The sequence below is a fragment of the Amycolatopsis anabasis genome (assembly GCF_009765355.1).
Classification (GTDB): domain Bacteria; phylum Actinomycetota; class Actinomycetes; order Mycobacteriales; family Pseudonocardiaceae; genus Amycolatopsis; species Amycolatopsis anabasis.
In genome coordinates, this window is the sequence record NZ_VTHK01000032.1 from 1 (window position 1) to 18,587 (window position 18,587).

An 18,587-nucleotide genomic window follows, 5' to 3' on the forward strand; every position below is an offset into this window, starting at 1 on the left:
CGGGCAGCCGCGTGGTGAGCGTCCGCGCAAGCACCACCTTCCTCGCCGCCTTATGCTCGGTCAGCTTCAGCGTCCACGCGACTTCGACGGGCACACCCCGGGATCTTCCTTGCAGGTTGTCCAGTTCCGCAATGGCTCTCAACTGCCGAGCCTGCGCCTGCGCGATCACCTCCCCCTCCGATTGAATAATGTCTTTCAGGTCCGCAAGTCTGGTATTTGTTTCCACGTCTCCTAGTTTATCGAAAACGGAAGATCGACACCTTTCTCGAATGGGTGAATCGGGCACAGAAACCAACGTAACCGAACGTGCTCATTCCGTGGGGAACTGTCGCTGGTGACCAACAACGCGAACCGACCCGAGGAGCGACAGTTTCCCACGGCGCGCCGAAGGCGTGCCTGAAACCCAACCCAACTCCAAGAAACGGCAACCACTCACCGCCCCGAACGTGCAACTCACCGCCCCGAACGTGCAATTCGCTTACCCGAACGCGCAACTCACCGCACCGCCACCGGCCACCGGATCACTCGAGAGCCGCCCGCGGAATCTGCGTGGTGAAGCAGAAGGGGTGTCCTGCGGGATCGAAGAACACACGCCACTTGTCCGGCCCGGGCTGGGTATCGGCCCGCCGCGCGCCGAGGCGAAGGGCCTCGGCCTCCGCCGCGTCCAGGTCCTGCACATCGAGTTCGAGGTGGATCTGCTTGGGAACCTCGTTGCCGGGCCAGGAAGGCGGCCGGTGGTCCGGCACCTGGATCATCACCAGCAGCATTCGTTCGATCTTCACCGCGACGACCTCGTCCTTGCGCATCACGATCTGACCGTCGAGGAGTTCGGACCAGAACTCCGCCAGTGCGGTGGGATCCGCGCAATCCAACGACACTGCCACCAAATGAGCCACCGCCATAGGCCGAGCCTAGCGAGAATCAAGATCGCGGGAAATCCGGATCAACCGCTGAGCACGCCGTCGAGCAGGTGGATACGGCGATCGGCGACCCGGTGGACCGCGTCGTCGTGCGTCGCGACGAGGACCGCGGCGCCCTCGTCGGCACACCGGCGCAGCAGGTCCAGCACGGCGGGTGTGCTTCCCGGGTCGAGGTGTGCGGTCGGTTCGTCGGTGAGCAGCACCTTCGGCCGCCCGCTCACCGCGCGGGCCAGCGCCGCGCGCTGTTGCTGACCGAACGAGACCTCCGGCGGATACCGGTCGCCGAGCCCGTCGATGCCGAGCCCGGCCAGCAGTTCGCCGACCCGCGCGCGGATTTCCCGTTCGCCCGGGCGATTGCCGTCCACCGCGAGCCGGAGCGGCAGGGCCACGTTCTCCGCGATGGTCAGTTCACCCGCGAGGCCGAGTGCCTGGGGGAGGACCGCGCAGGTGTGCCAAGGCGGCGCGCCGGCGATCGGCACCCCGTTGAGCAGTACGCTGCCCGAATCCGGGGTGTCGAATCCGCCCAGCAGCGCCAGCAGCAGGCTCTTGCCCGAACCGGACCGGCCGAACAGCGTGACCAGTTCACCGCTGGAGACCGAGAGTTCCAGGCCGCGCAGGACGTCGACGGCTCCGCTGGGATGCGCGAACCGGCGCCGCAGGCCGATCGCGCGCAGGATCGGCCGGTTCACCGTTCGACTCCGGCCAGCGCGCCGCCGCGCAGCCGCGCGACCCTGGTTCCCAGGCCGATCAGCCGATCGTCGTGGGACGCGACGAGCACCGCGAACTCCTGGGCCACCAGCTCCCGCAGCGTCTCCAGCACCAGATCCGCGGACGCCCGGTCGAGCTGCGAGGTCGGTTCGTCGGCCAGGATCACCGAGCACCCGCGGGCGAGCGCGCAGCCGAACGCCAGCCGTTGCTGCTGGCCGCCGGACAACGCGGCGATCGGCCAGGCGCCGGTTCCGGGCAGCCCGAGCCGGTCGAGGATCTCGGCGGGCCGGCAGGTCCGGCGGGCGGATCGCGCCGCGGCCACCAGGTTGTCCGCGACTGTGAGGTGGGGGAGCAGGTTGTCCGGCGGGTTCTGGAACACCAGGCCGAGGTGTTCGCGGCGCAGGGCGCGGCGTTCGGCGTGCCGCAGCGGACCGGTTTCCCGGCCGCGGAACCGGATCTCGCCCCGGGTGGGCGGCTCGACCAGCGCCAGCACGCGCAACAGGGTCGACTTGCCCGAACCCGAGGGCCCGGCGAACACCGTCATCCCGGCGCGCGGCACGTCGAGGGTCACGTCCCGGATGCCGGGCACCGTGCCCGCGGCGGTCGGGTAGTCGACCCCGACCCCGCTGAGCCGGAAGATCATCTCGTCAGGCACGCAACAACTCCGCGGTCCGGGTGGTGCGCACCGAGCGCACCGCGAGCCAGCCGGCCAGCACGACGACCAGCAGGCCGATACCGAGCACGCCGAGGACGAACGGCGTGGCATCCGGCGGCGTGGATCGCGGGGCCAGCCAGGTGGCGGGGTCGAACCGGGGCGCGGAGACCGCCGCGACGCCCGTCCCGCAGACCACCCCGATCAGCACGGCGAATCCGGCCAGCGCACCCAGTTCGAGCAGATGGCTGCCCAGCATCGCCTTGCCGCTCATCCCCATGCGCAGCACCAGCGCACCGGCGAGCGCGTTCTGCCGCCTGCGGAGTTCGACCGCGACGAGCAGGCCGAGCACCGCGACCACCCCGAGCACGACGCCCAGCACCCGGACATAGGAGAACGTCCACTCCACGACGTAGAACGGTAGCGCGTCGAGCGCGGTCGCCTTGCTGAGCGGATTGTGCACGGCCAGGCCCAACGCGGTGAGCGCGTGCGAGGTCGTCTCGAGCGAGGCGCCGGACAGCACGCTCCAGCGGGGAACCGCCGCCAGTTGTTCCGGGGTGAGTGAACTGCGGGAGATCACATAGCCGGGCTTGCCGCCGATCAGGGGGAACACCGGCAGATCGGCGATCGGCACCGCATCCGGCAAACCGGGCAGCGCGAGGCTTTGCGCGTCGGTGTGGCCGATCCGGATCGCGGGCAGCCCGGGTCCACTTCGGACATCGAGCCGGTGCAGCAGTTCGTTCGCCCGCTCGGGCGTCAGGTCACCGAGCCAGGCGGCGGTGGCGAAGGTGGCCGGGTCGACCACCAGCACCACGCTTCCGGTCCCGGTGATCTCGCCGACCAGGCTGCTGTTCCCGCGCAGTTCGGCGGGCAGCGGAACGGCTCCGGTGCCGAGCTTGGTCTCCGTGTCGACCTTGGTGTTGGCGCCGACGAACAAACCGGACTTCTCCTCGAGCGCCTGCCGCTGCCCGGCGGCGATGCCGTCCCCGGTGGCCAGCGTCCCGATCGCGAGGACGCCGATCACCAGCACCCCGGTCACCGGGGCGCGGGCACTGGCCAGCCTGCGGATCGCGAGTTGCAGGGCCGGGCGGGACCAGAACCGGGCCCGGTGCGAAACCCGCAACAGCAGCCAGACCACCCGCGCCGCGAGCAGTCCCGCGGTGAGCACCACGCACACCGGGTAGGTCAGCGCGATCGGGTCCACTCCGGGCAAAGGGCTGCCGCGGGCGCCGGTGAGCCGGGTCCAGCCGAGCACCGCCAGCCCGGCGGTGACCAGTTCCCACGGGAACAGCGCGAGCAGCCGCCGACGGGTGCGCCGGGGACGGGTCCGGCCGAGCTGGAAATCCCGGTGCGACCGCACGGCCACCACCCCGGCCGGTAGCAGCAGGGACACCACCAGGACCGCCGCGGCGATTCCGGCCGCGGCGAACGCGGCGGGCGGATCGACCCCGCCGGGCGGGCCGTAGACCCCGAGCGACAGACCGGCCAGCACGGCTCCGGCAGCCCCGCCGATCAGCACCGGGAGCGCGAGTTCGGCGACCGCGAGGGCGCCCAGCGCGGCGGGGGAACTGCCGCGCGCGGAAAGCAGTCGCAGTTGCGCGTGCCGCCGGTGGTACCACTGCAACCCGATCGTCCCGATCCCCGCGCAGCCGACCAGCACGCTCAACACGGACAACGGCATGATCGAGAACGCCACGTTCTCCTGCGCCTGCCGGGCGATCCCCACCGAGCGTTCGAAGGGGACGGCGGCGGTCAGGCCCCCGGCCAGCCCTTGCCGGTCGAGGTCCGCGCGCACGGCGGCCACCAGCGCCTTCGACCGCTCGAGGGTGTCCTGCGCCGCCCCGAGCGTGCGCGGAACCGGTTCGGGGAACGTCGCGCTGAAGCTCAGCGACCGCGCGCCCAGCCGGGTCGCCGCCTCGGTGAAGCTCGCCCGGTCGGTCGCGAACAGGGTGTGGAAGCGCTTGTCCGCCACGCCGCTGTGCGCGGCCAGGGTGCCCTGGGAGCACCACCACGGCGGCACCGGGGTGTAGAGGTCGCGGTACACCCCGGTCACCGGTGGCAGTGCGGCGCCGCCGAACGTGCCGGTCAGGGGCAGCGGCAGCCGCGCGTAGTCGGCGACTTCCGAGTTGATCCAGAGACCGCTGCCCCGATCACCGCGCAGCAGAGCGAGGTTGTCCGTATCGCCGTCGCGGTAGGACAGGTTGAAGGAGTACGCGACGCCCTGGTACGTGATTTCGTAGCGTCCGCCCGCATACAAGCCGATCGTCGGGGCGGCGAATCCGTGCGCGGCGGCCTGCCGTTCGATCGTCGCGATCAGCGCGGGGGCGGCCGTGATCGATGCGGGTGTCATGGTGAAGGTCGGCCCGAAGCCGTCCGGGCAGACCGTTCCCGCCTGGTACTGGGCGGCCGCGCCACCGGACGCCGAGGCGGTGAGCACGGCGGCCACCGCGAGAAAACCGGACAGCAGTGCGGTCACCGCCGCCGCGACGAGCGTCAGCGGGCTGGCGAGCGCCGCCCGCGGAGCCGCGCGCAGGACCGGACCGCCGAGCGAGAACTTTCCCCAGTGCACCCCCATGGGCACCGAGACTATCTCGCCCGAACCGGTCGGCGAACCTCTTGCGCGTCGAACAGGGCCGGCGCTACCGTCGAAGTGACCAGTTGACCAGAATGGCAAAACTGGTCAACACGTCAGACAAGGGGCCTGTCGTGCCGGAGAACCGGAACTATCCCGTCGGCCGAGCCGATCGGATCCTCGACGCCGCGGGCGCGCTGCTGGTGCGCCTGGGCTACCGGAAAGTGACCATCGAGGACATCGCGCGGCAGGCCGATATCGGGAAGGGCACGATCTACCTGCATTGGCGCACCAAGGAGCAGCTGTTCGAGGCGCTGATGCTGCGCGAGTTCAGCACGCTCCTCGCCGAACTCGTGGACCGGGTGCGCGCGGACCCCGCCGAGATCGTCCCGCACCGCTTCTTCCGCGCCTCGTTCCTCGCCGCGCACCGAAGGCCGTTGGTGACGGCGTTGATCGCCGGGGATCGCGAGCTGCTCGGCAGGCTGCTCGACCACCCCCTGCACGGGCACGATCTGGTGGCGAAGGAACAGTTCTACGAGTTGATGACCCGCAACGGCCTGGTGCGGGACGACATCCCGAACCTCGCGTACGCGATGGAGGCCACCGAAGTCGGTTTCCACCTGGCCGGTGGTCTCCACGTGGGGGAGGGCGGTCTCGAACCGGAGGCCGAGGCCGACGCGCTCGCGCACACCATCCGGCATGCCTTCGAACCGGCCACCGAGCCCCCTGCCGAGGCGGTGGCCGCGACCGCGGCCGAACTCATCGCGATCTTCGAGGAAACGGCCGCGGGCTACCAAAAATGGATCTACCCGCATGATCCGGCACCGGGGCCGGCCTGATCTCCGGCTCCCAAGCGAAGGGGCAGCACATGACCATGCTCGCCGATAACTGGGGCGTTTCCGAATCGCAGTTCTGGCTGCGCGGCGAAACTCCCGGAGAACCCGTCCAGTTCGCTCCCGAGCAAGGGATGTGGAACGTGTACGGCTATCCCGAAACGATCGAGATCCTCAGCGATCCGGCCACGTTCTCCTCGGACACCGGCCGCGTGGTGCCCGAATCGATCGCACCCGACAAGGACGAGACCGCCGAGGGAAACCTCATCCGGCTGGACCCGCCCGAACACAACAAATTGCGCAAACTGGTCAGCCATGCCTTCACCCCGAAGGTCGTCGCGGACCTCGAACCGCGGATCGCCGCGCTGACCCGGGAACTGCTCGACGCGGCCGACGGGACACGGATCGACCTGGTGGCCGACCTCGCCTACCCGTTGCCGGTCATCGTCATCGCGGAACTGCTGGGCGTGCCCGGCTCCGACCGGAACCTGTTCAAGCAGTGGGTCGACAAGATGATCGAGGCCTCCAAGGATTTCTCCCTGACCGAACAGAGCGAAGCGCAGAAGGCCAAGCTCGCGGTTTCCCGGGAACAACGGAAGCTGCTGACCGATTACCTCGGCGAGCACGCCGCGGACCGCAGGCGGCATCCGCGCGAGGACCTGCTCACCAAGCTCGTCGAGTCCGAAGTGGACGGTGAACGGCTCACCGCCAACCAGATCGTGAACTTCGCGGCCCTGCTGCTGGTCGCCGGGCACATCACCACCACGATGCTGCTGGGCAACACGGTGCTCTGCCTGGACGCGCATCCCGGACAACTCGCGCGCGTCCGGGCGGACCGGTCGACGGTGCCGGGTGCGATCGAAGAATCGCTCCGCTTCCTCAGCCCGTTCGCCACGCTCGCCCGGGTCACCAACCGGGATGTCGAACTCGGCGGCGTGGCGGTGCCCGCGGACCAGATGCTGCTGCTGTGGATCGCGGCCGCGAACCGGGATCCGCGCCAGTTCGCCGATCCGCACACCTTCGATCCGTGCCGGGACCCGAACCCGCAGGTCGGCTTCGGGCGCGGGGTGCACTTCTGCCTCGGCGCACCGCTGGCCCGGCTGGAAGGGCGGATCGCGCTGAACATCCTGCTGGACCGGTATCCGGCCCTGCGCACCGATCCGGAGCGCCCGCCGGAGTTCATCGACAGCCCGAACATGACCGGGGTCAGCAAACTCCCGTTGCTGCTCGCCTGACCGGAAACAGAAGGGGTTCGCACCCTGCCGACAAGGGCCGCCGCTTCTTGGGGGTGTGACTGTTTGGACCGGTTCCAACCGGCCTGTCCACGCACGACTGTTGCCGGTCTGGCCGAGGTGTGCCACACTCTCCACCAACCACTTGGTTGGGAGGGTGATGGTGGAGCGTGCCGACCGGCGGGCGGAGATCGTCCGTGCCGCGTTTCGTCAGGTGGCCGACGTGGGCTTCGAGGGGTTGCGCCTGCGCCAGATCGCCGAGGATGTCGGGATCGATCATTCGACGCTGCACCACCACTTTCCGGGGAAGAAGGACATCGTCGCCGGGGTTGCCGAATACGCGATCGGCCAGTTCGCGGCCACGCCGCCGGCGGGCGCCGGTCCGCTGGAGTCCTTGCGGGGATACCTGAGGCATTTGCGCGAGTTGCTGGCGGACTCGCCGGAGGTGTTCGTGGTGACCGCCGAGCTCGACCTGCGTGCTCGCCGCGATCCGGTGGTCCGGGCGGTGCTGGAACAGCACGAGGCCAACTGGCGGCGGTCGTTGGGCGATTTGCTGGCCGCGGGGGACGCGCGCGGTGTGTGGTCGCGTCGCGTGGGTGCGGAGGGGACGGTGGAACTGGTGATCGCGGTGGTCAAAGGCGTTCAGCTGGCGCCGGACGCGGCGGGCGCCGCATTCGCGCAACTGGATGCCTTGCTCGCCAAATAGTTCATGGAGCACAGGAGAGGATCTCAGGAATGGTGGATCGGCGTTTCCGCTTCGGCGTGATCGCGGAACCGGAGTACACCGGGGCTCAGTGGCGTGCCGTTGCGCGCCGGGCCGAGGAACTCGGCTACTCGACTTTGTTGATGCCGGACGGGCTGCAGCTGCTCGCACCGCTGCCGGCCGTGGCGGTGGCGGCCACCGTCACCACCACGTTGCGCGTGGGCACGTTCGTCCTGGCGAGTACGGTGCGCCCGCCCCGGACGACCGCGTGGGAGGCGCACAGCCTGGCCACGTTGACCGATCACCGGTTCGAACTCGGCATCGGCACCGGGAACCCCTGGATGAACCAGGCCGCGGTGGACGAGATCGGCGTGCCGGTGACCACGCCCGCGCAGCGCCTGGAACTGGTCCGGCGCACCGTGGAAGACCTGCGCCGACTGGAGACGGCCCGGACTCCGGTGATGATCGCCGCCGGTGGCCCCCGGGCACGAGCCCTGGCCGGTCAGCTCGCCGACATCGTCACCTTGGCCCACAGCCCGCTCGCCCCCAGGCAGGACGTCAAGCAGATGTTCGCCGAGATCGCGGAGGCGGCGGGGGAGCGCGCCGACCAGATCGAATACAACCTGAACGTCCCCGCCATCGGCGATTCCATCCCACCCCACATCGCGCCGTTGGTCGGGGACGACCTGGGCGCTCTGATCGAGGCCGATTCCTTGTACCTGCTCCGCGGAACGCCGCGAGAGATGGCCGACGAAATCCAGCGCCGCCGCGATGTGTTCGGCTACTCCTACGTCACCGTCAACGCGCTGTACCTGGAAGAGTTCGCTCCGGTCGTCGAACTCCTGCGCGGCCGGTGAGAACACCGCCCGCGCGGATGGGGTGAACGCGGCCGAGCCGTTGCCTTCCGGCCACCGCGGCGCCACCGTGCGCTCCCTTGCCGGAAACCCACCGGCACTAGCGTGAACAGCTCTGCCTTTCGACACGACAGGAGTGCGTGTCGTGCGGACCTGGGCTCGCGCGCTGGCGCAGGAGCACCTCCTCGGGGCGTTGCCGCGCCGGTGGCGTCACGTGGACGCGGTGGCGGCCCGAGCGCACCGGATCCGCCGCGCCTTCGAACCGGACGGCGATCTCCTGGTCGCCGCGGCCTATTTGCACGACATCGGCTATGCGCCCGGGATCGTGGACACCGGTTTCCATCCGCTCGACGGCGCGCGGTACCTGCGGGCGCTCGGGGCGCCGCCGCGGTTGGTCGGCCTGGTCGCCCACCATTCCCTGGCTGCGGCCGACGCGGAAGCCGTTGGCCTGACCGGGGAACTCGCCGAGTTCGCCGACGAACGGACACCGGTGCGCGACGCGTTGTGGTACTGCGATTTCACCACCGGCCCGGACGGCCAGTCCATGACCGTCGCCGAGCGCATCCGCGAAGTCTGCGCGCGCTACGGCCGGGACGATCCCAAGTGCCGCATCCGCCTGGCCACCGCCCGGGAACGGATGGCCGTCGCCTGGAAAACCCGGAAACGCCTGTCCGAAGCCGGAATCATCCCGCCTCGCGGGCGTGCAGCGCCTTGACCGTGGGGGAACTGGGGACGCGTGCCGGATCCGGGTAGGTGCCCAGGACCCGGTCGCTGGTACCGGAACTGGTGACGCTGAACCAGTAGTGCTCGTTCTTGAAATGGTGCAACCGGTGGTTGCGCCAGACCGCGCGGAACGCCCACGTGCGCGGCTTGTAGTCACTGTGCACGAGGTAGTGCGTCCATTCGTAGCCGAGGCCGAGCAGGCCGAGGAACACCAGGAAGGTGAGGCCGAGACCGAGGCGGGGGAAGGCGAGCAGCGCGAGCGCGGTGACGGCCGGCAACAGCCAGAGATGCGTCTGCCAGGGAATGAACACCAACGGCACATCGCGGGGATCGGCGTGGTGCTCGCGGTGTTTCCGGGCGAGCAGCGAATCGACGGTCAGTCGTCCCAGCCGACGCGGCCGCCAATGCAGCACGCAGACGTGCACGATCCATTCGAAGAACGGGAACACGGCGAGCATGATCACCGGCACCAGGGCATCGGTCCACCGCCAGTCGCCGATCAGCACGCGGGCGACCACCGCGGCGGTGAGCAGCGTGGCGATCAGCCAGGGCGACGGGTAGCGCCAGAAAACGCGGGCGGCCTCGATGAGCGGGAGTTGCGTGCGGCGGGCTCCGGGGTGGTTCATGAATCCTCCTCCAGGCGTTCGATGGCCTTGAGAAATTCGGTGGTGGCCGGGGCCAGCAGATCCTCGGCGGCGCGTTTGGCGAGCGTGGGGTTCCGCGCGGTGATGGCGTCGGTGAGCGCGCGATAGGCGTTCACCCGGTTGACCTCGGCCGCCATGATCCCGGCCAGCGCGTCGAGGGCGGGTTCGTACGCCTCGCGCAGGCCGTTGAACAGGAGGCGGAACACGATCGAGTCCGCGCCGTCGACGACGTGGTCCCAGAACGCGATCGCGGCGCGTTGCCGGGCTACCGGATCCTGCTCCGCCTTCAGCGCGGCCACCGCGTCGCGCAGCAGCGGTCCCAGACGCGCGTTCGCGCGTTCCGCGGCCAGGGCGGCGACCTCCGGCCCGATGATCAAGCGCGCCTCCAGCACGCTGCGCACGACCGCGAGATCCGGTTCGCCGCCGCGGAACAGCAGGCTCGGCAGCAGATCCAGGCCCGCATGGCGCCGGAAGTCGCGGACGGTGGTCGCCCCGCCCTGGCGCACCTCGACCAGCCCGGCATGCGCCATCCGTTGCAGCGCCTCGCGGACCGCGGGCCGGGACACACCGAGCACCTCGGCGAGCCGCCGTTCGGCGGGCAGGGTCTCACCCGGCACGAGCTCACCGCCGACCACGTCGGCGAGGACCTGCTCGAACACCTCGTCGGGAACCGACCGGCGTGCCACCCGTTTCAGCGCCATGGCCAGGAGGCTAGATACCTGGCGGCCAGAGGTCAAGTGGCCAGACCAGTTCAAATTCGGTGATCCGCAATCGGCCGTCAACCGCTACTCTGTTTGGGCGCTGCCCCGGACCCCGGCACAGTCAGGTTGAGATCAAATCCAGATCAAAACCGGGGAAAGGCACAGTCATGAACATGTGGCACTCCGTCATGATCGACTGGCGTACCAGCAGCTACACCCACTACGAGGAAAACGCGTGTGTGGAGGTCGGCGCCACGAGGGACCTGATCGGCGTCCGGGACACCAAACAAGCCGGGATCCCCGCGCATGCGCGGCCGGTGCTGGTGTTCACCCGGCGGGCGTTCAGGGCGTTCGTCGAGGGGCTCAAGGCGGGCTGAGTCCCGCGGCGGTTGCCGATTCCGGAACCAGTCAGCAGGCTGGGACCGTGCTGACTGATCACGCGGACCCCGAACTGCTGGCACGTGCCCGTGCGCTGCTCGCCGAGCATCCGGTGGTCGACGGCCACAACGATCTGGCCTGGGCGTTGCGGACTCAGGTGGGCTACGACGTGGACCGGCGCGATCTCGCCGCCGATCAGTCGGCGTACCAGCACACCGACCTCGCGCGCCTGCGCGCGGGCGGCGTCGGCGCGCAGTTCTGGTCGGTTTTCGTGCCCGCTGACTACCAGGGAGATCGCGCGGTGAGCGCGACGCTCGAGCAGATCGACTGCGTGCGGGCGCTGGCGGATCGCTACCCCGGGGAACTGCGTCTCACGTGCACGGCCGACGAGGTGGAGGCCGCGCGGGCGCAGGGGCGGATCGCGTCCCTGATGGGCGCCGAGGGCGGGCACTCCATCGCGTGTTCGCTGGCCACGCTGCGGGCGCTGTACGCGCTCGGCGTGCGGTACCTGACCCTCACCCACAACGACAACGTCCCCTGGGCGGATTCGGCCACCGACCGCCCCGCCGCGGGCGGCCTGACCCGGTTCGGCGAGGAGGTGGTGCGCGAGATGAACCGGCTGGGCATGCTGGTGGATCTCTCGCACGTCTCCGCGGACACCATGCGGGCCGCGCTGCGGACCAGCCGCGCTCCGGTGATCTTCTCGCACTCCTCGGCCCGCGCGGTCTGCGACCACCCGCGCAACATCCCGGACGACGTGCTGGAATCGTTGCGCGCCAACGGAGGCGTGGCGATGGCGACCTTCGTGCCCAAGTTCGTGCTCCCCGAAGCCGTGGCCTGGACCCAGGCCGCCGACGAGAACATGCGGGCACACGGCCTGCACCCGCTGGACACCACGCCCGCCGCGATGGAGGTGCACCGGGCGTTCGAGGCCGCCCGGCCACGACCGGTCGCGACGGCGGCGACGGTGGCCGACCACCTGGACCACATGCGCGCCGTCGCGGGAATCGACCACCTCGGCCTCGGCGGCGATTTCGACGGCACGGCCTTCACCCCGGCCGGGCTCGACGACGTCTCCGGGTATCCCAACCTGATCGCCGAACTCCTCGGCCGCGGCTGGTCCGCGGCGGACCTCGCCAAACTGACCTGGGGCAACGCGGTCCGCGTGCTGCGGGAGGCCGAACGCGTGGCCGGGGAGCTGCGCCGGACCGAGCGGCCGTCGATCGCCACCCTCGAACAGCTCGACGGCCAGGATCAGGTGGCTTCGGCGTAGTCCTCCTGCCGCGACTTCCAGGACGACAGCGCCGTGTCCGCGGTCGACGCGGCCGCGCCCAGGGCGTCGTCTCCGGCGATCTCCTCCAGGACCGCCACGGCCCGTTCGGCCATCCCGTACCGGAGCAGGTAGGTCGCGGCGGTGCAGCGGACGTACGGCGACTCGTCGTCCAGCAGGGGGAGCAGGATGTCGTCGACGGTAGCCGCCTCGGCCCACCGCGCGACGAGGGGATCCGGTGCGGTGGATGCCTCGTCCGCGGCCGTGTCCTCGTCGCCGGTGTCCATCGCTGCCTCCAAGCTGCTCCCGATCGTTCCCGGCACCCTAGCCGCCGCCAGGATGCGCGGAGTGAACCGGCCCCGCGCCACCCGTCCGGGAAACCCTTGGCAGTCTTAGCCTTGCGAGCTTGTGCGTGTCTACTACACGATGTGGTGAAACGGCGTTCGCCGGACGGTCACGTCCGAAGTGGATTCGCCGGTCCCGTTTCCTGTTCGGAGAACGAACGTTTCGACCGGAATGCCATGTGGAATGACATATCCGTTCGAAATGCGGTTTCCGTATGTTTCGCGGCCCAAAGCCTACTTTCGGCGGTGGTCGGGGCAGACGCGCCTCAGGACACTGGTCACGTCTCCGGAGCGCCTCACTTCCCGGTCGAAATCCCCAAGGAGGCACGATGTTCTTCCGGAAAGCCGCGACCACATTGGTCACCCTGTTCGGGCTGGCGTTCCTGATCCCAGCGCTGGTCGGCGCTCCGTCTTCGGCGGCGGCACCGGTCGCGGTTCGCACGATCTACTACGACGCCAGTCAGGCGCAGGAGTTCAGGGCGGCCGTCGACGAGGGCGCCGAGGCGTGGAACAAGGCGGTGCCGACGATCGTGCTCAAACCCGCGACCGGGAGCCAGGCGACGGTCCGGGTGTACGCCGACGACGGCTGGCCGCGGGCCATTCCCGCCGGGTTCGGCCGCGGCACCGTCTACATGGGACGGCAAGCGGTCAACGACGGGTTCTACCCACCGCGGATCGCGGCGCACGAACTCGGGCACATCCTCGGGCTGCCCGACAACCGGAACGGGCGCTGCGACTACCTGATGTCCGGTCACAGTTCGCCGACCTCGTGCAAGAGCACCACGCCGCACGCCACCGAGGCGGAGCAGGTCAGGCGGAACGCGGGTGGCGGCGTTCTCGCGGTCGACACCCGGCAGGCCGCCTACGCGGACTGCTTCGTGTTCTGACCGCCACCGGCGCCCCGGGCACACCGACGTGCCCGGGGCGCCCTACGCCAGCGGGCGGTCGTAGCGGATGAAACCGTTGAAGCTGGCGACCTTGTCGTAGAGGAGCCGGGCCCGGGCGTTGTCCTGCTGGGTCGTCCAGTAGAGCCGGGACGCCCCGCGCTCGCGGGCCAGCGACGCCACGCGCTCGATCAGCGCGCGGGCCGCGCCCTGCCCGCGCGCCTCCTCGGCGACGAACAGGTCCTGCAGGTAGCAGCCTTCGCCGAGCCAGACCATGGTGTGGAACAGGTAGTGCGCGATGCCGACCGCCCGCCCGCCCGAGCGCGCGGCCAGGCCGTGCACACCGTCTCCGGTCATGAGCCTGTCCCAGGTGTGGTGGTAGGCGTCATCGGGCAACGGGGTGCGGTAGAAGGCCTTGTAGCCACGGGCCAGGACCTCCCAGTCCGCACGGTCTTCGGGGCGCAGCGGGCCGATCTCGATCACGAGCGTCTCCTCCGGGTGAGCTTCTTCGCGCTCGAGACTGTCCTCATGAGTGGCCTTGTGAAATGGCCAACCGTCACATGATCCGAAAGGCCACTTAGACGTCGTGAATGGACCGTGTTGCTGTGCGAACTCATTTCTCGAACCCCCGGACGTTGCGGGAAAAGCGACGACGCCTCCAAATGCGGGTGCGGCGCCGGGGATCGACGGCCTACGCTCCGCGATATGGGCGACGAGCCGGAACTGCCGTGGATGCGGTCCGAACGCGAGGTGCTGCTGCACTACCTCGACAAGATGCGGAACGCGGTGGTCCGGACCACCGAGGGACTGACCGAGGAGCAGGTGCGCGCGCCCGGTGTGCCGTCCGGGACCAACCTCCTCGGCCTCGTCCAGCACCTCACCGCGATGGAAGTGCACTGGTTCGAGCGGGTGTTCCTCGGTGAGGACCGAGTCATCGACGAGTCCATGGCGGTGCCCGCCGGGGTCACCCGTGACGAGGTCGTGGCCGCCTACCGCGCGGCGTGCGCCCGGAGCGACGAGATCGTGCGCGCGTGCCCCGACCTCGCCACGATGTCCAGGATCGCCAACCCGGGCGAGGACTTGCGGGACCCGCTGCGCGTCATCGTGGCGCACATGATCGAGGAGACCGGGCGGCACGCCGGCCACGCCGACATTCTGCGCGAACAACTCGACGGCGTGACCGGCCGATGATCCCGCCCGCCCCGAACCCTCACTCGAGGTCGGGGACGGCCGGGAGTTCGATCCGCACGCAGGTCCCGCGCCCCTGCGGCGGGTCGACGCAGCGGACGGTGCCGCCGTGGGCGGCCACGGTGTTGGCGACGATGGCGAGTCCGAGCCCGGAGCCGGGGAGCGCGCGGGCGCCCGGGGCGCGCCAGAACCGTTCGAACGCCTGCTCCCGGTGCTGCTCCGGGATCCCGGGCCCCTGATCGGCGACGGTGAGCCAGCCCGGGCCGGACCGGACGGCGACCACGGATCCGGCCGGGGCGAATTTGACCGCGTTGTCGAGCAGGTTCAGCACCGTGCGTTCCAGGGCCACGGCGTCCCCGACGGTGCACCACGGCGTGACGACGATGTCGAAGACGTGATCCGGTGCCCGGCTGGACGCGCGCCGCACGGCCCGGTCGATCACGGTCCGCACGCGCACCTCGTCGCGCGCCAGCTCGGTTCCGTCCCGGGCCAGTTCGACCAGTTCGCCGATCAGATCGCTGAATTCCCCGGCCTGCGCCTGGAGCCGGTCGAGGACCGTGGCCCGCCGGTCGGCCGGGATGGCGCGGCCGCTGCGTTCGCTGCGGACCAGCAGATCCACGTTCGTGCGCAGGCTGGTGAGCGGGGTGCGCAACTCGTGGGCGGCGTCGGTGACGAGCTGGTGCTGCCGCGTCCGGGATTCCCGCAGGGCCGAGGTCATCGCGGTGAACGCCCGGCCGAGCCGGCCGACCTCGTCCTGTCCGGTGACCTCCACCGTGGTTTCCAGGTCGTCGGTGCGGGCGATGTGCTCGGCGGTCATCGTCAACCGTTCCATCGGCGCGAGCGAGCGGCGGGCCAGCAGCAGTCCGGTGATCGCCGCGGCGGTGACGCCGAGGAAGCACAGCACGACCAGGATGTTGGCCAGCCCGGTCAGCGTGTCGTCGATGGCGGTGGTGCCGCGCCAGATGGCCAGTACGTCACCGTTCCCGAGCGGGCGCAGGGTGATCCGCACCGGCTCGCCGGATTCGGTTTCACCGTCGCGCAACGTGACCGCGGTGACGGCGCGATCCTCGGGGATGGCGCGCACCGGGTCGATACCGGGCGGGGTGCAGGAACTGCCGTCGGCACGCAGGAGCTCGATCCCCTGCAGGAACTGCAGCATCGCCCCGGCCGGATCGGTGGTGTCGCAGAGGAACGTCAGTTCGGCCGGCTGGGGTGGTTTGCGCGAGCCCTCCGTCGCCTGGAACACGCGCGGGATCGGCTGCCGGAGCAAGGTTTGGTCCAGCTGCGCCCGCAGGTTGTACCGGGTCGCGAACCAGGTGACGGCGCTGATGCTCATGATCGCGGTGGCGACGATGCAGGCCGTGGTGAGGGCGATCCGGCTGCGTAGCAGGAGCCGCCTGGCCCGCGGCGAGCGGCGGTAACGCGAACGCATCGATTCGTCCGTCCATTGTGTACCCGGGTGAACGGTTTCGGAATGCGACACTACTACCGGAATACCCGCGGCGGCGCTTCTCTCACGATCTTCTCAGTTTGCGCCCAGGCTTCTCTCACCGGCGACCGGACACGCTTTCCGGAGGTTTCCTCACCACGAAAGGGAAGAATGCACATGACGACGGCCACATCGGGGGCGGTCACGTCGGCCCCGGCCACCGCGCGCGGCGCGTACCGGTGGCGGAGCTGGGCATTGCCGGCGATCTGCCTCGCGGCCGGAGCGCTGTACGTGTGGAAAATCGGCGCCGGGCAGATGGGCAACGCATACTATTCGGCCGCCGTGAAATCGATGTCGCACAGCTTCACGAACTTCCTGTTCGGCTCCTTCGACGCCATCGGTTTCTCCACTGTGGACAAACCGCCGATGGCGCTGTGGCCCCAGGTGATCTCGGTGTGGATCTTCGGCTACCACGGCTGGGCGCTGCTGCTGCCGCAGGCGATCGAAGGCGTGGCCGCGGTCTTCCTGCTGCACCGCACGGTGCGGCGCTGGGCGGGGGAGAACGTCGCGCTGCTCGCCGCGCTGATCCTGACGATCACCCCGATCACGGTGGCGATCAACCGGAACACCAACCCGGACACCCTGCTCGTCCTGCTCCTGATCGCGGGCGCCTACGCGGTGACCCGGTCGATCCAGGCGCCCACCGCCCGCGGGCGGACCACCTGGCTGTTCTGGTGCGCGTTCTTCGTCGGCTGCGGGTTCCTCACCAAGATGCTCCAGGCGTGGATCGTGGTGCCCGCTTTCGCGCTCGCGTTCCTCGCCGGGACCGCCGCGCCGATCAAACGGCGGATCCTCGACCTGCTCGGCGCCGCGGTCGTGCTGTGCGGCTCCTCGTTCTGGTGGGTCGCGGTGCACGACTTGTGGCCCGGGGGAGCGCCGTTCGTCAGCGGCAGCAAGGACGGCTCCGCCTGGGACCTGGTCTTCGGCTACAACGGGCTGGGCCGGGTCTTCGGTCAGGGCGGACCCACCGGCGGCGCGCGGGTGGGCCCCGGGGGTCCGCAGCCCGGCCCCGGAGGACCACCGGCGCAGAACCCGGGTATGCCCGACGGCATGCAGATGACCGGCGGGGGGCCGGCGATGCACGGCCAGGACCCCGGGCTGACCCGGATGTTCGACGCCACCGTCGGCGGCCAGATCTCCTGGCTGCTGCCGCTGTCGTTGTTCGTGCTCGTCGTCGTGGCGGTGCTGGGAATCCGGCGGATCATCGCCAAACTTCCCGGCAATCCGGCCGAGCGCGGGGGCTGGTTCCTGTGGGGCGGCTGGCTGCTGGTCACCGCGTTCGTGTTCAGCTTCGCCCAGGGCATCTGGCACGCCTACTACACGACGATGCTGGCCCCGGCCGTCGCCGCCCTGTCCGCCGCCGGACTCGCCCTGCTGTGGCGCCACTACCGCCGCGAACCGGTCACCTGGGTTCTCCTGCCCGCGGCCATCGCGCTCACCGCGGCCTGGGCGTTCGTCCTGGTGTCGCGGGATCCGTCGTGGCACGGCTGGGCCCGCTGGGCCGTGCTCGCGCTGGCCGTGCTCGCCCTCGCCGGGCTGGCCTTCGGGCGGATTTCCCCGGCCCGGCGCCGCACCTTCGGTCGAGCCGCGTTCGTCGCCGGGCTCGTGTCGCTCCTGTTCACCCCCGGGCTGTGGTCGGCCGCGGCCGCGATCGACAACGTTTCCGGGATGCCGTCCGCCGGGCCGCCCGCCAACGGCCCGCAGGCCCAGAGCCTCCCCGGCGGCATCGTCATCATGACGGGTGGCCCCAGTGGAACCTCGCCGGAGGGGACCGAGCAGCAGCGGCGGATTCTCGACTACGTCGAACGGAACCGCGGTGGGGCCGAGATCGCGCTGGCGATCAACGGCGCCCAGGCCGCGGCCTGGTACGCCATGCGGTCCGATGCGGTGGTGCTCGGCATGGGCGGATTCATGGGTGGGGACCGCGATCCCACGCCCGACCAGCTCGAGCGGTGGGTGCGCGCGGGGAAGCTGAAGTACGTCCTCGGCAACCCCGCGGGGAAGGGGAGGAACATGCTCGGCGGTGGCGAGGCCCAGGGGCAACGTCAGGCGTGGGTCGAGCGGAACTGTTCGGTGGTCGATCCCAGCGAGTACGGCGGGACGGCCACCGGCGGGACGGACAGCACCCCGATGAGCGGTGGCAACACGCTGTACCGATGCGGCTGAGGAGCTAACGGAATTCGAAGCCGGTCGCGGTGATCAGGGAGGACCAGCCCAGGACGGCGTCCACCACGTCCTGGGTGGTCCCGGAAGCCTCGTTCACGATCCGGCCCTGCACGATCCGCACGGCTTCGGCTTCCGCCACGTCGTACACCTTCACCGCGTCCCGGACATCGGCCCACTCGCGGATGAACAGGAGCATGTGCAGGTCTTCCGGATCGCCGATCGGCACCGAGAGAAACCCGGCGGCGACGAGCATGCGCACCGCGGTCAAGGCTTCCTTCTCCGAAACCTGGTCCTTCACCATGCCACGTTCACCCCAGTGCGCCTCT

General features: G+C 70.1%; 20 protein-coding genes and 1 pseudogene. 10 read left to right on the forward strand and 11 right to left on the reverse strand.

Annotated features, from left to right (window positions below; translation table 11 throughout):
- The 5 genes and pseudogenes from FXO23_RS33230 to FXO23_RS33250 form a co-directional block, all read right to left on the reverse strand.
- Window positions 1-226, reverse strand: a pseudogene (locus FXO23_RS33230) (13E12 repeat family protein); the annotation flags it as partial.
- Between the two features lie 295 nt (window positions 227-521).
- On the reverse strand, window positions 522-884 hold the full coding sequence (locus tag FXO23_RS33235) for a VOC family protein (protein ID WP_246258178.1): 363 nt from the start codon (window positions 882-884) through the stop codon (window positions 522-524).
- A gap of 59 nt (window positions 885-943) precedes the next feature.
- Window positions 944-1,609, reverse strand: coding sequence for an ABC transporter ATP-binding protein (locus FXO23_RS33240; protein WP_158889607.1), 666 nt, complete (start codon window positions 1,607-1,609; stop codon window positions 944-946).
- Window positions 1,606-2,283 (reverse strand): ABC transporter ATP-binding protein, encoded by a 678-nt coding sequence (locus tag FXO23_RS33245; RefSeq protein ID WP_158889609.1) that lies wholly within the window; start codon window positions 2,281-2,283, stop codon window positions 1,606-1,608. The genes FXO23_RS33240 and FXO23_RS33245 overlap by 4 nt, the downstream gene beginning before the upstream one ends.
- Window positions 2,276-4,855 carry an FtsX-like permease family protein gene (locus FXO23_RS33250; RefSeq protein WP_158889611.1) on the reverse strand — a complete coding sequence of 860 codons (2,580 nt, stop codon included), beginning with the start codon at window positions 4,853-4,855 and terminating at the stop codon, window positions 2,276-2,278. Before FXO23_RS33250 ends, FXO23_RS33245 begins: the two co-directional genes overlap by 8 nt.
- 131 nt (window positions 4,856-4,986) lie before the next feature.
- Here FXO23_RS33250 and FXO23_RS33255 point away from each other — a divergent pair, with 131 nt between their 5' ends.
- The 5 genes from FXO23_RS33255 (at window position 4,987) to FXO23_RS33275 (ending at window position 9,189) form a co-directional block, all read left to right on the forward strand.
- Complete coding sequence (locus FXO23_RS33255; protein WP_246258179.1) at window positions 4,987-5,691, forward strand: TetR/AcrR family transcriptional regulator; 705 nt, start codon at window positions 4,987-4,989, stop codon at window positions 5,689-5,691.
- Between the two features lie 29 nt (window positions 5,692-5,720).
- Window positions 5,721-6,920, forward strand: a complete 1,200-nt coding sequence (locus tag FXO23_RS33260) for a cytochrome P450 (protein WP_158889613.1) — start codon at window positions 5,721-5,723, stop codon at window positions 6,918-6,920.
- A 100-nt stretch (window positions 6,921-7,020) separates the two neighbouring features.
- Entirely contained in the window at window positions 7,021-7,623 is a 603-nt protein-coding gene (locus tag FXO23_RS33265; RefSeq protein WP_158889615.1) for a TetR/AcrR family transcriptional regulator, read from the forward strand.
- A gap of 29 nt (window positions 7,624-7,652) precedes the next feature.
- Window positions 7,653-8,477 (forward strand): LLM class flavin-dependent oxidoreductase, encoded by an 825-nt coding sequence (locus FXO23_RS33270; protein WP_158889617.1) that lies wholly within the window; start codon window positions 7,653-7,655, stop codon window positions 8,475-8,477.
- Between the two features lie 142 nt (window positions 8,478-8,619).
- Entirely contained in the window at window positions 8,620-9,189 is a 570-nt protein-coding gene (locus FXO23_RS33275) for an HD domain-containing protein (protein ID WP_246258180.1), read from the forward strand.
- On the opposite strand, the gene FXO23_RS33280 is transcribed toward FXO23_RS33275, so the two are convergent.
- Window positions 9,158-9,823 carry a sterol desaturase family protein gene (locus tag FXO23_RS33280; protein WP_158889619.1) on the reverse strand — a complete coding sequence of 222 codons (666 nt, stop codon included), beginning with the start codon at window positions 9,821-9,823 and terminating at the stop codon, window positions 9,158-9,160. The two genes, FXO23_RS33275 and FXO23_RS33280, sit on opposite strands and share 32 nt — an antisense overlap.
- Window positions 9,820-10,542 carry a FadR/GntR family transcriptional regulator gene (locus FXO23_RS33285; RefSeq protein WP_158889621.1) on the reverse strand — a complete coding sequence of 241 codons (723 nt, stop codon included), beginning with the start codon at window positions 10,540-10,542 and terminating at the stop codon, window positions 9,820-9,822. The genes FXO23_RS33280 and FXO23_RS33285 overlap by 4 nt, the downstream gene beginning before the upstream one ends.
- A gap of 173 nt (window positions 10,543-10,715) precedes the next feature.
- On the opposite strand from FXO23_RS33285, the gene FXO23_RS33290 reads away from it, so the two are divergent.
- Window positions 10,716-10,919, forward strand: a complete 204-nt coding sequence (locus tag FXO23_RS33290) for a DUF397 domain-containing protein (RefSeq protein ID WP_246258181.1) — start codon at window positions 10,716-10,718, stop codon at window positions 10,917-10,919.
- A 47-nt stretch (window positions 10,920-10,966) separates the two neighbouring features.
- Window positions 10,967-12,193 (forward strand): dipeptidase, encoded by a 1,227-nt coding sequence (locus FXO23_RS33295; protein ID WP_246258182.1) that lies wholly within the window; start codon window positions 10,967-10,969, stop codon window positions 12,191-12,193.
- On the opposite strand, the gene FXO23_RS33300 is transcribed toward FXO23_RS33295, so the two are convergent.
- Window positions 12,175-12,477 (reverse strand): HEAT repeat domain-containing protein, encoded by a 303-nt coding sequence (locus tag FXO23_RS33300; RefSeq protein ID WP_158889623.1) that lies wholly within the window; start codon window positions 12,475-12,477, stop codon window positions 12,175-12,177. The genes FXO23_RS33295 and FXO23_RS33300 overlap by 19 nt on opposite strands.
- 386 nt (window positions 12,478-12,863) lie before the next feature.
- On the opposite strand from FXO23_RS33300, the gene FXO23_RS33305 reads away from it, so the two are divergent.
- Window positions 12,864-13,421, forward strand: coding sequence for a snapalysin family zinc-dependent metalloprotease (locus tag FXO23_RS33305; protein WP_158889625.1), 558 nt, complete (start codon window positions 12,864-12,866; stop codon window positions 13,419-13,421).
- Between the two features lie 42 nt (window positions 13,422-13,463).
- On the opposite strand, the gene FXO23_RS33310 is transcribed toward FXO23_RS33305, so the two are convergent.
- Entirely contained in the window at window positions 13,464-13,901 is a 438-nt protein-coding gene (locus FXO23_RS33310) for a GNAT family N-acetyltransferase (RefSeq protein WP_158889627.1), read from the reverse strand.
- 222 nt (window positions 13,902-14,123) lie between these two features.
- On the opposite strand from FXO23_RS33310, the gene FXO23_RS33315 reads away from it, so the two are divergent.
- A complete protein-coding gene (locus FXO23_RS33315; RefSeq protein ID WP_158889629.1) occupies window positions 14,124-14,609 on the forward strand; it encodes a DinB family protein in 486 nt (161 codons plus the stop codon).
- A 19-nt stretch (window positions 14,610-14,628) separates the two neighbouring features.
- Here the strand turns inward: FXO23_RS33315 and FXO23_RS33320 are convergent, their stop codons facing one another.
- Window positions 14,629-16,038, reverse strand: coding sequence for a sensor histidine kinase (locus tag FXO23_RS33320; RefSeq protein WP_158889631.1), 1,410 nt, complete (start codon window positions 16,036-16,038; stop codon window positions 14,629-14,631).
- Between the two features lie 174 nt (window positions 16,039-16,212).
- On the opposite strand from FXO23_RS33320, the gene FXO23_RS33325 reads away from it, so the two are divergent.
- Window positions 16,213-18,261, forward strand: coding sequence for an ArnT family glycosyltransferase (locus FXO23_RS33325; RefSeq protein ID WP_158889633.1), 2,049 nt, complete (start codon window positions 16,213-16,215; stop codon window positions 18,259-18,261).
- A 4-nt stretch (window positions 18,262-18,265) separates the two neighbouring features.
- On the opposite strand, the gene FXO23_RS33330 is transcribed toward FXO23_RS33325, so the two are convergent.
- Complete coding sequence (locus FXO23_RS33330) at window positions 18,266-18,562, reverse strand: hypothetical protein (protein ID WP_158889635.1); 297 nt, start codon at window positions 18,560-18,562, stop codon at window positions 18,266-18,268.
- Between the last annotated feature and the right edge of the window lie 25 nt (window positions 18,563-18,587).